General features: G+C 74.9%; 12 protein-coding genes. 9 read left to right on the top strand and 3 right to left on the bottom strand.

What is annotated here, in order from left to right; translation table 11 throughout:
• Positions 1-18 precede the first annotated feature (18 nt).
• From ACQEVU_RS16100 to ACQEVU_RS16120, 5 genes are read left to right on the top strand one after another with little or no spacing between them, the layout of a single operon-like run.
• The gene (locus ACQEVU_RS16100; protein ID WP_433324152.1) at positions 19-1,953 is read left to right on the top strand and encodes a protein kinase domain-containing protein; all 1,935 of its coding nucleotides are present in this window, start codon (positions 19-21) and stop codon (positions 1,951-1,953) included.
• The gene (locus ACQEVU_RS16105) at positions 1,950-3,050 is read left to right on the top strand and encodes a hypothetical protein (RefSeq protein WP_433324154.1); all 1,101 of its coding nucleotides are present in this window, start codon (positions 1,950-1,952) and stop codon (positions 3,048-3,050) included. Before ACQEVU_RS16100 ends, ACQEVU_RS16105 begins: the two co-directional genes overlap by 4 nt.
• Positions 3,047-4,150 (top strand): hypothetical protein, encoded by a 1,104-nt coding sequence (locus tag ACQEVU_RS16110; RefSeq protein ID WP_433324156.1) that lies wholly within the window; start codon positions 3,047-3,049, stop codon positions 4,148-4,150. The genes ACQEVU_RS16105 and ACQEVU_RS16110 overlap by 4 nt, the downstream gene beginning before the upstream one ends.
• Positions 4,151-4,162: 12 nt before the next feature.
• Positions 4,163-6,079: a hypothetical protein gene (locus ACQEVU_RS16115; protein ID WP_433324158.1), complete on the top strand. Its 1,917-nt coding sequence runs from the start codon at positions 4,163-4,165 to the stop codon at positions 6,077-6,079.
• Positions 6,076-7,863: an Hsp70 family protein gene (locus ACQEVU_RS16120; protein ID WP_433324160.1), complete on the top strand. Its 1,788-nt coding sequence runs from the start codon at positions 6,076-6,078 to the stop codon at positions 7,861-7,863. Before ACQEVU_RS16115 ends, ACQEVU_RS16120 begins: the two co-directional genes overlap by 4 nt.
• Positions 7,864-7,894: 31 nt before the next feature.
• Here the strand turns inward: ACQEVU_RS16120 and ACQEVU_RS16125 are convergent, their stop codons facing one another.
• The 3 genes from ACQEVU_RS16125 to ACQEVU_RS16135 form a co-directional block, all read right to left on the bottom strand.
• Entirely contained in the window at positions 7,895-8,371 is a 477-nt protein-coding gene (locus ACQEVU_RS16125) for a macro domain-containing protein (protein WP_433324162.1), read from the bottom strand.
• A gap of 57 nt (positions 8,372-8,428) precedes the next feature.
• Positions 8,429-10,267 carry an Hsp70 family protein gene (locus ACQEVU_RS16130; RefSeq protein ID WP_433324164.1) on the bottom strand — a complete coding sequence of 613 codons (1,839 nt, stop codon included), beginning with the start codon at positions 10,265-10,267 and terminating at the stop codon, positions 8,429-8,431.
• Positions 10,268-10,376: 109 nt separating this feature from the next.
• On the bottom strand, positions 10,377-11,411 hold the full coding sequence (locus ACQEVU_RS16135; protein WP_433324166.1) for an NYN domain-containing protein: 1,035 nt from the start codon (positions 11,409-11,411) through the stop codon (positions 10,377-10,379).
• Positions 11,412-11,722: 311 nt separating this feature from the next.
• Here ACQEVU_RS16135 and ACQEVU_RS16140 point away from each other — a divergent pair, with 311 nt between their 5' ends.
• Genes ACQEVU_RS16140 through ACQEVU_RS16155 form a run of 4 tightly spaced genes read left to right on the top strand, consistent with a single transcriptional unit; the run spans position 11,723 to position 14,962 of the window.
• Positions 11,723-12,649, top strand: a complete 927-nt coding sequence (locus tag ACQEVU_RS16140) for a hypothetical protein (protein WP_433324168.1) — start codon at positions 11,723-11,725, stop codon at positions 12,647-12,649.
• Positions 12,650-12,654: 5 nt separating this feature from the next.
• Positions 12,655-12,789, top strand: coding sequence for a hypothetical protein (locus tag ACQEVU_RS16145; protein ID WP_433324170.1), 135 nt, complete (start codon positions 12,655-12,657; stop codon positions 12,787-12,789).
• Positions 12,790-12,830: 41 nt separating this feature from the next.
• Positions 12,831-13,757, top strand: a complete 927-nt coding sequence (locus ACQEVU_RS16150; protein ID WP_433324172.1) for a cation diffusion facilitator family transporter — start codon at positions 12,831-12,833, stop codon at positions 13,755-13,757.
• A complete protein-coding gene (locus ACQEVU_RS16155) occupies positions 13,754-14,962 on the top strand; it encodes an LCP family protein (RefSeq protein WP_433324174.1) in 1,209 nt (402 codons plus the stop codon). Before ACQEVU_RS16150 ends, ACQEVU_RS16155 begins: the two co-directional genes overlap by 4 nt.
• Positions 14,963-14,964 lie beyond the last annotated feature (2 nt).

The following is a 14,964-nucleotide window of genomic DNA, read 5'->3' on the forward strand; positions in this document are numbered from 1 at the left end:
TGGGGCTCGTGAGCAGCGGTGGTTGACCCGTTACGGCGCGACGACCCGCGCCGACTCGGGCCGTACCGCATCCTCGGGCGGCTCGGCGCCGGCGGGATGGGGCAGGTCTTCCTGGGCCGGGACGGCTCGGGGGCCGTCGCGGCGGTCAAGACCCTGCACGTCGGCTACGGGCACGACGAGGAGCTCGTGCGGCGCTTCCGCGGCGAGGTCGACCTGGTCGCCAAGATCCGCTCCGGGCACACGGCGCGGCTGCTGGACGCCGACCCGGCCGGCGCGCCGCCGTGGCTGGCCACCGAGTACCTGCCCGGCCTCACCCTCGCCGAGGTCGAGGACATCGCCGGGGCGCTGCCGGAGGAGCTCGTCCGCCGGCTCGGCGCGGGCCTGGCCGACGGGCTCGCCGCGATTCACGCCGCCCGGGTGGTGCACCGCGACCTCAAGCCGAGCAACGTGCTCGTCCTCGCCGACGGGCTGCGGATCATCGACTTCGGCATCGCCCGGCCCGACGACGCGCCCCGCCTGACCGCGTCGCGTCACTTCCACGGCACCGTCGGTTACATGGCGCCCGAGCGGTTCGCCGGCCAGCCCGGCACGCCGGCCTCCGACGTGTTCGCCCTGGCGGCGATCCTGGTCCGCGCCGCCACCGGCCGGCTGCCGTTCGAGGGCCAGTCCATGGAGCAGTACCTGTACGCCGTGCACTACAGCGCCCCCAACCTCACCGGCGTCCCGGTCGGCATGACCTGGACGCTGCGCAAGTGCCTCGAGGCCGCCCCGGAGGACCGCCCGACCGCCCGCCAGGTCCGCGAGCGGCTCGCCACCGGCCTCGCCGACGTCACCGGGCCCTGGTTGCCGGTCGCCGTCCTGGCCGAGCTCGCCGAGCGCGGCCGCGCGGTGGCCCGGCTGCTGCGCGGCGCCGCCGGCCCGCGGCCCTGGCGGGTCGCCCGCCACGCGATGGCCCGCAGCGAGACCGTCGTGGCCGGCGACGCCGTCGTGGTCAGCGCCGACGACGGCGTGCACGTGCTCGAGGCCGGTGACGGCACCGAGCGCTGGCGGCACCCGGCCCCGACCGCCCCCGGCTACCGGCCGGTCGTCGCCGGCGACGTCGTGGTCAGCCCGACCCGCTCCGGCGTCACCGCCCTCGACCTGCGCACCGGCGCACCGCGCTGGGAGCTGCCGGTGGCGCCGCACGGGGAGCCGGTGCACACCGGCGGCGTCGTGCACGTCCTCGGCCCCGGCCTGCGCAACCTGCACGCCGTCGACGCCGCCACCGGCGAGCCGCGCTGGCGCACCACCGCGGCCGGCGTCCGCCCGGTGCCGGTGCCCGGCGGGGTCGCGCTCGTGCAGAACCGCGTGGTGCTGGCCCGGTTCGGCGACGGCGGGGAGGGCTGGCGCTTCGGCGAGCTGCCCGCCCCGGCCAGCGCCCTGGCCGCCGCCGGCGACCTCGTGCTGGTCCGGGTCGGCGAGGAGCTGCTCGGCATCGACGCCCGCGACGGGCGGGCGCGCCTGCGCCGCGCCGGGCTGCCGCCGCGGGCCGAGCCGGCCGCCACCGCCGAGATCATCGTCCAGCCGGCCGGGCCCGAGCTGCTCGGCCTCGACCCGCTCGACGGGTCGCTGCGCTGGCGGATGCCCGGCGCGGGCACCCCGCACGCCGTGCCCGGCGGCGTCTTCGTGTCCGAGCCGGGCGCCCTGACCGCCCTCGACCCCGAGGGGCGGGTGCTCTGGCGGGCCCCCGGCGTCGCCCTGTGGCCGGACGTGCGCGTGGGTCCGACACTGGTGTACGTGGTCGACGCCGGCATCCTGCACGCCTACTCGCGGGCCGACGGCCGCCTGCGCTGGTCGGCGCCCGACATCCACGCCACCCGGGCGCCGGTCCTCGGCGACGGTGTCGTGTACCTCGACAACGGCTACACACTGTTCGCCATCAACGCCGACGACGGGGAGCGACTGCCCACATGACGGTGCACATCGAGTTCGATCCGGACCGGCGCTTCACCGACCAGTTCGAGCTGCAGTGGGGCCGGCTGGGCGCCACCGGCGAGCGGGTGCTGCGCAAGACCGCCCGCGTCGCCGAGGCCAACCGGCTCGTGCACGCCGAGGTCAACGCGGGCAACCTCATCTGGGCGCTGGGCGACACGATGTACCCGCTGCAGCTGTGCCGGGTCGTCGAGCACGACCTCACCGGGGACCGCGCGCACGTCACGACCACCTACCGCGGCACGCCGGTCGCCGCCCAGCCGGGCGCGCCCGCGCCGGAGACGCTGCTCACGATCTTCTCCGACCTGCTCGTCGCCATCCGCACCCTGGCCAAGGCCGGTCTCACCCACGGCGCGATCCTGCCCGAGTTCGTGCTGTGGGACGGCGCCCACGCGCAGCTGGTCAACCTCGGCGAGGCGGTCGCGGTCGGCGAGCCGGCCCGGGCCGCGCTCGACCCGCTGTGGCTGCCGCCGGCGGGGCCGGAGGGGCTGCGGCTGGCCGCCGAGGCGCACGACGTCTACCAGGCGGGCATGGTGGTGTACTGCATCGCCCTGCAGAGCGGCCCGGCAAGCGCGGCCGACGTCCGGGCCGAGCTCGCCCGCGGCGGCGGTTCGGCGCTCTCGGCGCTGCTCGACGGCGTGTTCGCCGACGACCCGCGGGAGCGGCCCGACCCGCACCGGCTGCTGCGGCGCATCGAGGAGGCCCGCTACGAACCGGTGTGGCAGAGCCCCGACCCGGCCGACGCCACCGACGTGACCATCCGGCTGCATCCGATCCCGCAGCAGTACGCCCCGCCGAGCAGCGCCCAATTCTCGGGATCCGCCCGTGCCGCGGTGCCGGCGAGCCCGGCCCGGGACGAGTTCCGGCGGCTGGTCGCGGCGAAGCGGCAGTACCGGGCCCAGCGCGCCGCGCCGGGGTCCGTCGCCTGGCGCTTCGCCCGGCAGACGTTCGACGTGCTGTGGTACAGCCGCGACGAGCTGTCCAGCAAGATCCTGCTCGGCGTGGGCGGCCTGGTCTTCGTCGGCCTGCCCCTGCTGCTGATCGTGTATGTCGTTTCCCTCCTGGGAGGAGCGAAGTGATCCTGCCCAGCCCGAGCCGGCTGCTCGGCCGCGTGATGTGCCCGATCTGCCTGCAGTGGGTGCACTGGAGCAAGGCCCAGCGGGTCGAGCTCGACGTGGAGACCCAGCAGCGCCGGCCGTTCCGCCCGCGCGGCGCCGACGAGACCCGGGAGGCGTTCGCCGAGCGGCGCCTCGGCGCCCAGCGCGCCTGCACGCTCATGCGCGACGGCGTCGCCACCACCCACTACCTGCCCGACCGGTACGGCGACTACGGCGACCCGATCGTCATCGGCCTCGTCGGGCACCGCGCCGCCGGCAAGACCCTGCTGCTGGCCGCGATGGTCGAGGCGCTGCGCAGCAGCCTCGACCTCGCCGAGCTCGGGCTGCGCGTCGAGCGGCTCGACGAGGCCATCGAGCACAATTACATGACCCGGTTCGTGGAGCCGTTCTGCCACCGGCGCGAGCAGCTGCCGCTGACCCAGATCAGCCCGATCGCGTTCTCGTACGTCGCCAAGGTGTACAGCGCGCACGCCAAGCGCGACTTCGCCGTCGCGTTCTTCGACGTGGCCGGCGAGCAGCTGCGCCGCCGCCGCTCGGGCGACCGGTTCCTCGACACGTCGTTCCTGTCCGCGGTCAGCGCGCTGCTGTTCGTCGTCGACCCGGAGAAGGCGCTGCCGACGGTGCTGGGGGAGCCCGCCACGGTGTACGGCGACCCGGCCTTCAACGCCGTCCTGGACCGCCTCGTCGAGGTCCGCGGCGAGTCGGGCACGCAGTTCCTGCCGATCCCGGCGGCGATGGTGGTGGCCAAGTCGGACCTGCTGGCCGCGCGCCGGTCCGAGGTGGAGGGGTGGCTGTCCCGCGACGACACCGCCAACCTGTACACGGTCGCCGAGGAGAGCGAGGAGGTGTACGAGTTCCTTGCCACCAACGGCGCCGAGCGCTTCCTGTCGCCGGTCAACCGGGTCAGCGACGTGAGCCTGCACTTCGCCTCCGCGGCCGGCGTCGCGCCGGTCGACGGCCATTTCCCGGCCGAGGGCTTCGGGCCCAAGCGGGTGCTGCGGCCGCTGCTGTCGCTGTTCGCCATGACCGGGGTCATCGACCGTTCACTGCTGGGCAACTGAGGAGAGGCCGCGATGCGGATCGACCAGATCGTGTTCCGCTGGCGGGCCCGGTCGCAAGGTGCCGGGCACGACGGCGTCGGGCCGGACGCCACGTCGCTGCCGCCGTCCGCCGTGGACTGGTGGGACGAGCGGCTCGCGCTGCGCATCACCCGGGCCGGCGGGCGCAACGAGCGGCCGTCGCTGGCGTACCTGCGCATCGAGGGCGCGGGCGTGATCCTGCACAAGGTGCCGGCCCGCGACGACAAGAACCGGCCCGGCGCGGCGATCGCCCACGCGCTCATCGGCGCCGAGGACGTCGTCACCGCCCAGCTCGCGCTCGGCCTGGAGGACTGGCCGGGCTGGGCCGGGCGCAACGGCCCCGAGGCGTACGCGCCGGGCCGCCTGGAGCCCGCCGCCGCGACCGCGCTGCGCGAGCACGCCTCCGCCGCCTACGCCCGCCCGGTGCCCGACCCCGGCCCGGTCTTCGACGAGGTGCTGACCCGGGTCCTGGACAGCCCCGACGCCCCGCTCACCCTCGTCATGCCCGACGCGCCGGCGACCGCGCTCGTGCGCGGCCTCGTCGACGTGATCGGCGACGCCCGCGGCCTGACGTTCGCCACCAACGAGGACGACGACACCGATCCGGACCTGCCGCGGCTGGTGTTCCTCGACGCCGTCGCCGGCGCCCCCGGCTACGCCACCACCCGCCTGCGCCTGCAGCCGGGCGGCACGGCGCCGTCGGACTTCGCGCGGCAGCTCGCCGACGTGTGGCGCCGCGGCGGGGCCGGCGCCCTCGCCCCGCTGCGCGGCGCCCGCCGCCTCGCCGGCGCCGCCGAGGTCCGGCAGTGGCAGAGCGAGGTCCTCGTCGGCGGCCGCATCCTGCAGACCACGCTCATCGACGCGGTCACCTCCGGGCAGGCCGCCCCCGAGCACATCGAGCTGCTGCACACCGAGGAGGGGCTGCGCCAGGTCGAGGCGGAGCTGGCCAAGCTCAACGACGGGGACCTGCGCACCGTGTACCTGGCGTGGCAGCCCTCGGGCCGGCTGGCCTCGAGCCACCCCGGCGCGGCGGCGGCCATCACGCGGTACACCGTGCAGCGCTGCATGCGCTCCACCGCGAGCAACGCGCTGCGCGAGGCCTTGCGCAACTCCGCGTTCGACCCCGCCGTCGTCGACGACTACCTGCGCGCCTGGGCCGCACACGGCCGCAACTCGTCCGCCGCACCCGCGACCGTCGTCGAGCTGGCCCAGCGCGCCGTCGCCTTCGGGGTGCCGCCGGCCCTGCAGTCGCCCGGCATCCGCGCCCTCATGGACCGCATCGCCCTCGCCGACCTCATCGAGCTGGCCGACCGGCACACCGGCTCCGACGTGCACATCACCGAGCTGCTGCTGTCGGCCGCCGAGGGCCGCCGCTTCGACCCGGAGCAGCTCGACGTCACCCACACGGCGCTGGAGCGCACCGACTACCTCGTGCACTGCATCCCGTTCCTGCCCGGCGACGCGGTGCTGGCCCACGACCGGTGGTACCGCGTGCTGCACGCCGTCTTCGGCCCGCAGCTCGGCGCCGAGGACGGGCGGATGCTCCACGACGTGCTGAAGTTCCTCGCGCGCGATGCCATCTCCGAGGTACCGCCGGCGCTGCTCTTCGCACTTCGGCGCTTCCAGCCGACGCTGGCCGGCAAGGCGCGAGTCGACCAGCTCGCCGCCCGGGACCGGTATCTGGCCGCGGGCCTGCCCGACGTGTGGCCCGAGCGGGTGGAGCTGATGCTCGCCGAGCGCCGCACCCGCGTCCGCACGCTGCCCGCGCCCTCGGCCACGTCCGGCGTGGTGCAGGCGGCCGCCCGCGCCCGGCCCACGCCGCGCACCCTGATCGCGGCCGCCGCGATCGGCCTCGTGATCGTGGCCCTCGTCGCCGTCGTCATCTTCAGCCTGCAGGGAGGGTCCCAGTGAGCGAGTTCCGGCTGAGCATCGACTACGGCACCACCAACACCGTCGCCTACCTCCAGCCGCCGGGGGAGGCGCCGTATCCGCTGCTGTTCGACGGCCGCCCGCTGCTGCCCTCCGCGGTGTGGGCCGACGAGCACCGCACCCTCGTCACCGGCAACGCCGCCGTGCGCTCCGCCCGCCTCGACCCCGGCCGCTACGAGCCCAACCCGAAGCGGCGCATCGGCGACCGGCGGGTGCTGCTCGGCGGCGACGAGTTCGAGATCGCCCAGCTCATCGGCGCGACCCTCGCCCAGGTCCAGGCCGAGGCGATCCGCCGGGCCGGCACCGACCGGCTGCGGGTCGTGCTCACCCACCCCGCCGCCTGGAACGCCGACCGCCAGAACGTCCTGCGCGCCGCCGCCGGGCACGCCGGCCTGCACCAGCCGGCCATGGTCAGCGAGCCCGAGGCGGCCGCCGCGCACCTGCTGGCCCACGGGGCCGCGGTGGCCGACGGCGACCCGCTCGTGGTGTACGACCTCGGCGCCGGCACCTGCGACATCACCGCCGTGATGCGCACCGGCCGCGAGTTCCAGCAGCTGGCCAAGGCCGGCCTCGACGACGTCGGCGGCCTCGACCTCGACGAGGTCGTCCTGCGCCGCGTCGGGCGCACCGTCGGCGACCGCCACCCCGACGAGTGGGCCCGCCTCGTCGAGCCCGAGGGCCCTGACCGCTGGTCGGCCCGGCTGCTGTGGGAGGACTGCCGCCTGGCCAAGGAGCGGCTGAGCGCCGAGCGCCTGGCCCGCGTCTCCGTGCCGCTCATCGAGGAGGACGCGTCGGTCACCCGCGGCGACTTCGAACGCGACGCCCGCCCGCTGCTGCAGCGCACCGTGCAGATGACGGACTCGGTGCTGCGCCGGGCGAAGATCGGCCGCGAGGACCGCGCGGAGCTGTTCCTCGTCGGCGGCGCCACCCGCACCCCGCTCGTCGCCACCCTGCTGGGCCAGGCCACGGGCCGCTCGCCGCGGCGGGTCGAGCACCCGGAGCTCGTGGTGGCCGAGGGGGCGCTGCAGTACCTCGCGATGGCCAACAACGAGCCCGCGCCCCGGGCTCGCACGCGTCAGATGCCCGCGCCGGGCACCCTGGTCGACGCCACCCCGTCCATCCCGGCCATCCCGTCCAACCCGGTCACCCCCGTCACCCCGGCCATGCCGGCCCCGGTCCGCGACGGCGGCACCGCGCGGGAGTCGGTGACCGTCGTCATGCCGCCCGTGCCGGCCGCGGCCCCCGCTCCCGGTTACGGCCCGCCGGCCCCGCGGCAGCTGGACAAGCGCAAGCTGGTCCCCAACCCGTACCGGCACCACTCCGCGGCGACGTTCCGCTTCGCCGCCCTGGTCGTCGCGGGCCTCATCGCCGGCGCCTTCGACGGCGCGCTGATGACCGCGCTGAGCTGGCTGCTGCTCGCCGTGGGCCTGGCCGGCACCGGGTACAAGCTGTTCCAGTGGTTCCTGGCCTCGCGCGACACCCGCCCGACCACCATCGACCCCAACGGCATCACCGTCACGCGCAACGGCCACGACGCGGTGTTCCCGTGGTCGCAGATGGCCACGGTGTACTTCCTGGAGCACCGCTTCAGCCGCTGGCTGGTCTGCACGCCGGGCAGCAACTCGTCGCTGGGCAGCGACCACCAGACGGCTCGCTTCTGGTCCCGCCCGCACAGCGTGTTCTTCCTGACCAGCACCAGCGGCTTCGGCGACCAGCTGGTCCGCGAGTCGCTGGAGGCCTACGCCGGCGACCGCTACCACCACTGACGTCGTGGAGCCGACGCTCCCCGGCGGCGGGTCAGTCGTAGTCGTAGACGGTGGTGGCGATGTCGCGCTCGCACAGGGCCGCGACGACCAGGGGCTCGACGCGGTCCCAGCGGCCGCCGGCCAGGCCGCAGCCGATGCGCGGCATGTGCACCGAGGCGCCGAGGCGCGCGGCGTGGCCGGCGAGCAGGCGCAGGGCGTCGGCGACGGCGTCGTACCGGATCGGGGGGCCGTTGCGGCTCGGGCGGATGCCGCGCTGCCCGACCATGTTGGCCACCCAGATGTCGGGGCGGACCTGGACCAGCTGCACGGCGCCGAGGCCGAAGTCGTTGCCGGCGCGCTCGCGGTGCCACTGCCGGAACGCCCGCTCCGGCTCCGGCCAGCGCCTGGAGACGGCCACGACGAAGCCCTTGCCCCACGCGCCGAGGTCGTTGCAGACGTGCGCGATGATCTTCGGCCCGGCGGCCTGCGGGCTGGTCGCGTCGCCCTTGATGATCCGTAGCGGTACCACGGGCCGATGGTGCCACCGGCCCGCGCCGCCGTCGACGCGGTTCCCGGGCCGCGGGCGTCAGTCGTCCGCGGCCACGAACGAGCCGAGGATGGTGTCGAGGCTCGAGGTCAGCCCGTCCCAGGCGATCGTCGTGGTCATCCAGATGACGGCGTAGGCGTGGTGGGGGCCGGTGACGACGTTGCGGTACCGGACGTGGAACCGGGCATCACCCAGCCTGCAGGTGTACTCCCAGTCGGCCGCCGACGCGCCGGGCCGCGATCCGTTGCGGTGCGGCGGGTTGTACGTCACCCGGTTGATCCCGATCTCGTGGTACCCGCCGCCGTCGAACCCGTCGGCGCACCGCATGTTCTTCGCCTTCACCTTGTCCAGGAAGTCCGTGTACGGATCGCCCTTCGGCGTCGTCGTCTGGTCCACGATCAGGAACATGGTCCGGGCCGGCTCGGCGAACGTGAGCCGCGTGCCCGTCAAGGTCGCCGTGAGCTTGCCCGGCACCGCGACCTTGAAGCCGCTCGGGTCGTCGTGCAGCACCCACCCCGCCGGCAGGTTGTCGGCCGCCGTCGCGCTTTTCGGCGGCGCAGCCGCCTGCGGCGTCGCCGACCGGGCAGCCGGCGCGCTGTGGCCGGCCGCCGGCGTGTCGGCGCTGAACGTCTGCCAGGACACCAGCGCCACGGCGGCGACCGCGATCGCGACCACCGCCGCCACGGCGGCCCACCAGCCCCGACCGGATCGCCCGGCTGCTACTGCCGGCCCCGGCGGCAGTGCGGGCGGCGGCACCGGGACCACGGCGGGCATCGGCGGCGCCGGGGCCGGGGCCTGCGCGGGCCGGGCGTGCAGGGCGCCCTCGGCGACCACGAGCTCGGGCTGGTCGATGACCGTCGGGGCGATGCCCAGGGTCCGGTGCAGCAGCGTGGCGGCGAGCGGGATGCGCGAGGACCCGCCGACGAGGAACACGCGGGCGACCTGCTCCGGCGGCACGCCGGCCCGCTGCAGCACGGCCAGGGTCAGCTCCGCGGTCCGCCCCAGCAGCGGCGCCGCCGCGGCCTCGAACTCATCGCGGGTGACGTGGACCGGCCGGTCGAGCAGCGGCACGTTGAGCGTCGCCGTGCTGTGCCGGGACAGCTGCTCCTTGGCCGCCTTGGCGTCGTGCCACAGCAGCCGCCGGGCCCGGTGGTCGGCCTCGGTCGCGGGCCGGTCCAGCCGCCGCCACGCCTCGCCGGCCGCGTCCCCGGCCGCCGTCGCGGCCCGCACGTGCGCGACGAGGGCGGCGTCGAGATCGAGCCCGCCCGCGTCGGCCAGCCCGTCGGCGGCCAGCACGTCGAACCCGCCGGCGGTACGGCAGACCACGCTCACGTCGAACGTCCCCGCCCCGAGGTCGTACACGACGATCGCCCGCCCGGGCGGGATCGGCTGGCCGAGGGCGGAGACGAAGTACGCGGTGGCGGCGACCGGCTCGGGCACGAACCGCGCCGCCGGCAGCCCGGCCCGGGCGACCGCCGCGGCGAGGACGGCGAGCCGCGGCGCGCCCCACGCCGCCGGGTGGGTCAGCACGACCTCCCCGACGGGCCCGCCGGCCACCCGCATCGCCTCGCCGCCGACCCGACCGAGCACGGCCGCGATGAGCTCGACCACGGGCCGGTCGTGCCCGCCGAGCCACACGCTGCCCTCGTCGATGCGCCGCTTCGGGTTGCCCTCGAACGCCGCCGGCTCTCCGGCCGCGGCCCGCACCGCGTCGACCCCGACGAGCGGCTCGCCGGCCCCGGCCGCGAACACGGCCGACGGCACGAGCGGCGAGCCGTCGACGACCAGCGGCCGGATCCGCCCGTCGGGCCCGGTGAGTGCGGCGACCGTGTTGGAGGTGCCGAAGTCGATGCCGAGGCGCACCCGCGCTGCGTCCATGCCGCGACTGTATGAAGCACCCCGATGACGGTGAAGGCGCGACGCGGACGGTTCCCGCCCCCGAACGGCCGATGGACTCCGGCTCCGGCTGAGTCCGTGCAGGGGCCGGTCAGGCGGCGGTGAGCAGGTAGTCGTCGGCGTCCGGGCTCCAGCGCAGCTGCACGGCCCCGGCGGTCGAGGCGGCCTTGCAGAACTGCAGGAACGTGCGGTAGCCGAGCTTCTTCTCGCTGAAGTCGGGGCGCACGCGGCGGACCTGGTTCTTCAGGCCCGACAGGGCCACGCCGCCGTCGCCGTTCGTGGCGTCCTGCACGACCGAGCGCAGCAGCGCGAACGCCGACTCCTGGTCGCCGTGCTCGGGCAGGGCCACCTCCGGGTCGCCCTTGGCCGGCCCGTCGGACAGCTCGATCACGTTGCGGTCGGCCAGGTGGCGCAGCAGCTCGCCGAAGGCGCGGAAGCCGTAGTCGGACTCGGTGAAGGTCGGGTCCTTGCGCAGCAGCGTGCGCTTCAGCGTCGACGCGGAGACCTCGCCGCCGGAGCTGCCGAGCAGGCCGGCGACGGTCTGGGCGACGAGCTCGGCGAGGGCGTCGGTGTCGCGGGGCCGCTCCGGCGGCGGCGCCGGCTCGGGCTCGGCGCGCCGGCGGCCGGCGCGGGCCGGGGCCGCGGGGGCCTCGACGCCCTCCAGCCGGTCGTAGTACAGGAACTCGTCGCACGCGGGCGGCAGCAGCGCCGAGGTGGACTTCTCGACGCCGACGCCGATGACCCGCTTGTTGAGGCCGCGCAGCTTGTCGACCAGGGGCGTGAAGTCGCTGTCGCCGGTGCAGAGCACGAACGTGGAGATGTACTCCCGCTCGAACGCCAGCTCCATCGCGTCGACGGCCATCTTGATGTCGGCGGCGTTCTTGCGGGCGGCGCCCATCCGCTGCGGCATCTCGATCAGCTCGACGTGGGAGCGGGTGAGCATCCGGCGGTCCTCGTCGAAGTACGACCAGTCCGCATACGCCCGGCGGACCACGACCCGGCCCCGCTCGGCGAGCGCGTCGGCGATCGGCCGGAAGTCGAACGCCATCCCGCCCAGGTGGTCGCGGGCGCCGAGGGCCAGGTTCTCGTAGTCCAGGAACAGCGCGATCCGATCTTCGGAGTCCACGGGCGCCAGCCTAACCGGCGGCCCGGGCCGGCGCCCGCGACAAGCCGGTGAGGCCGTCTCGACCTGGCTCGGGCGGCTGGCGTCGGAGCAGCCGAACGTCCGCGCGGCGCTGCGGTACCGCACGGACATCGGCGACCGGGACGCGGCCTTGGCGGTACATCGCGGCCCTGGAGTGGTTCTGGGACGTGGTGGGGCAGCGCCGCGCGGTCGCGGCGGCGCTGGGCCCCGAGGCGTTCGCGGCCGCGGTGGCCGACGGCCGGGAGTCGCCGCTGCGGGACGTGCTCGCCGCCGCGCCCGGCTAGGCTGCCCTCATGAGCGTGGTCGACTGGCTGCTCGACGCCGACCCGGCGATCCGCTGGCAGGTGCTGCGCGACCTCACCGGCGCGCCGGCCGCCGAGGTCGAGGCCGAACGGGCGCGGGTGGCGACCGAGGGCTGGGGCGCCCGGCTGCTCGCCGCCGCCGGCCCCGACGGGCTGTGGGCCGGCGGCGCGTGCTTCCCGGCCGGCTGGACCGGCGAGGAGCCCGGGCAGCCATGGACGGCGACGATGCACAGCCTGCAGACGCTGCGCCTGCTCGGCCTCGACCCGCACGGCGCCGCGGCGCGGCGGGCGGTGGCGCTCGTTGCCGCGCACGGGCGCTGGGAGCACGAGGGCCAGCGGTACTTCGACGGCGAGGTCGAGCCGTGCATCAACGGCCGCACGATCGAGGCCGGCGCCTACTTCGGCGTCGACGTCGCGCCCCTGGTGCAGCGCGTCCTCGGCGAGCAGCTCGCCGACGGCGGCTGGAACTGCGAGGCGGAGCGGGGCTCGGTGCGCTCCTCGTTCGACACGACCATCAACGTCCTGGACGGGCTGCTCGAGTTCGGCGCGCCTGCGGTGGCGGCGGCGCGGCGTCGCGGCGAGGAGTACCTGCTGGAGCGGTCGCTGTTCCGCCGGCTCAGCACCGGCGAGGTCGCCCGCCCGTCCTATCTGGCGTTCGCGTTCCCGTACTACTGGCACTACGACGTGCTGCGGGCGCTGGACTACTTCCGCGCGGCCGGCGCCGCCCCCGACCCGAGGATGGCCGAGGCCGTCGAGGTCGTGCGCGCGAAGCGGCAGCCCGACGGCCGCTGGCTCCAGGACCGCGTCCACCCCGGGCGGGTGCACTTCGCGCTCGACGCCGAGCCGGGCGCGCCGAGCCGCTGGAACACGCTGCGCGCGCTGCGGGTGCTCGACTGGTACGACGGCCGACTACCCTGATCTTCATGCGCGATGACCAGCGGGCGGCGCTCGCCACGATGCGGCAGCGCTTCCCGCTGGGCCGCGACGCCCTCGCCGGGATCGTCGAGGTCCACCACGCCCACCGCGACCTGCGGTCCGTGGTCGTGCTCGGCGGCTGAAGTTCTGCCACACTGTTGATCCGACTCGGGCGGGAAGGCTGGTGGCTGTGGCGGCGGAGGGTGGCAGCACGCGGGCGGTCCTGACCGCATTGGCCGCAAACCTGGGCATCGCGGTCAGCAAGGGCGTCGCCGCGCTCATCACCGGGTCGTCGTCGATGCTGGCCGAGGCGGTGCACTCGCTGGCCGACACCACCAACCAGGCGCTGCTGCTCGTCGGCGGGCGCCGGGCGCGGCGGGAGGCGGACGAGCAGCATCCGTTCGGCTATGCGCGCGAGCGCTACATCTACGCGTTCATCGTCTCCATCGTGCTGTTCACGCTCGGCGGGCTGTTCGCGCTGTACGAGGGCTATCACAAGATCATCGAGCCGAAGGACCTCACGTCGCCGCTGGTGGCCGTGATCATCCTGGTGATCGCGATCGGCCTGGAGGGCTACGCGCTGCGCACCGCGGCGAAGTCGGCGAACGAGACCCGCGGCGACCGGTCGTGGTGGCAGTACATCCGCCACGCCAAGGCGCCGGAGCTGCCGACGATCCTGCTCGAGGACGCGGGCGCGGTCACCGGCCTGGTCGTCGCGCTGTTCGGCGTCGGGCTCACCGTGCTGACCGGCAACGCGGTGTTCGACGGCATCAGTACCCTGATCATCGGCGCGCTGCTGGTGGCGATCGCGGTCATCCTGGCGATGGAGACCAAGAGCCTGCTCGTCGGCGAGGCGGCGTCGAAGGCCAACATCGCGAGGATCCGCTCGTCGCTGCTGACCGAGCCGCTGTTCGACCGGGTCGTGCACCTGCGCACCATGCACCTGGGCCCGGAGGACCTGCTGGTCGCGGCCAAGGTGACCGTCGCCGAAGGAACGGTGGCCGAGGACATCAGCCGGGCGACCAACAGCGCCGAGGCCCGCATCCGCGACGCGGTGCCGATCGCCACGCTCATCTTCGTGGAGCCCGACGTCTACCGGCCGCAGCCGTGAGCGCGCCCGAGGCGCCGGAGCCGCTGCCGGATGCCGAGACCGAGTCCGGCGCGCCGGAGCCGTTGCCGGGCAAGGATCCGCGCTGGGCGCGCGTGCTCGTCGTCGTCGGCGTGGTGCTGGCGCTGCTCGCCGGGGGCGTCCTGGCCGGCAAGGAGGCGCTGTTCTCCTACGCCACCCGCGGTGTCGAGCAGCAGAACCTGCTCGGCGACGGCGGGAAGCAGGCCGCGCAGCGCGGCCACGTGGACGTCACCGGGGCCAAGAACATCCTGCTCATCGGCATCGACGCGCATCCGGGGCAGGACCCCAAGGAGCTGGTGCGGGCCGACTCGATCATCATCCTGCACATCCCGGCGAGCCATGACCAGGCGTACCTCATCTCGATCCCGCGCGACACGTGGGTGAAGATCCCGGAGTACAACAACGGCGCCAAACGCTGGGAGGGCGGCTACGACAAGATCAACGGCGCCTACGCCTGGGGCGGCGACGGGCTCACCGGCACCAACCAGCGCGCCCACGCCGTCGAGCTGCTCGCCCTGACCATCAAGTCGCTGTGGGGCATCACCTTCGACGGTGCCGCGATCGTCGACTTCACCGGCTTCCAGCAGGTCGTCGAAGTGCTGGGCGGCGTGGACATGTACGTCGACGAGGAGACCACGTCGATCCACATCGGCCACGACGCCAACGGCGAGACGAAGGTCCCCTTCCGGCAGTACACCCGCGCCGACGGCGGCCAGGGCCTGTCCCCGATCCCCGGCGTCACGCCGGTCGTGTACCACGTCGGCTACCAGCACCTCGAGCCGTGGCAGGCGCTGGACTACGTGCGGCAGCGGGAGCTGCTGCCCAACAGCGACTACGACCGGCAGCGCCACCAGCAGCAGTTCCTCAAGGCGGTGTTCAAGAAGATGCTGAGCCGGGACGTGCTCACCAACCCGGCGCAGCTCAACCAGGTCCTGCAGGTCGTCGGCAAGGCGATGACGATCGACAGCGGCGGCATCGACATCGAGGACTGGCTCTACGCGATGCGCGGCATCGGCGGCGACGACCTGCTCACGATCAAGACCAACAACGGCACGTTCAACAACGACCCGAACAACCGGCAGGCCGAGGCCCTGGACAAGACCACCCTCGAGCTGTTCGACGCCGTGCGCACCGAGCAGGTCCCGGCCTTCGTCGCCGGCCACCTCAACCTGGTCGCCACGAACTGACC

Source organism: Dactylosporangium sp. CA-139066 (genome assembly GCF_050936175.1).
GTDB lineage: Bacteria > Actinomycetota > Actinomycetes > Mycobacteriales > Micromonosporaceae > Dactylosporangium.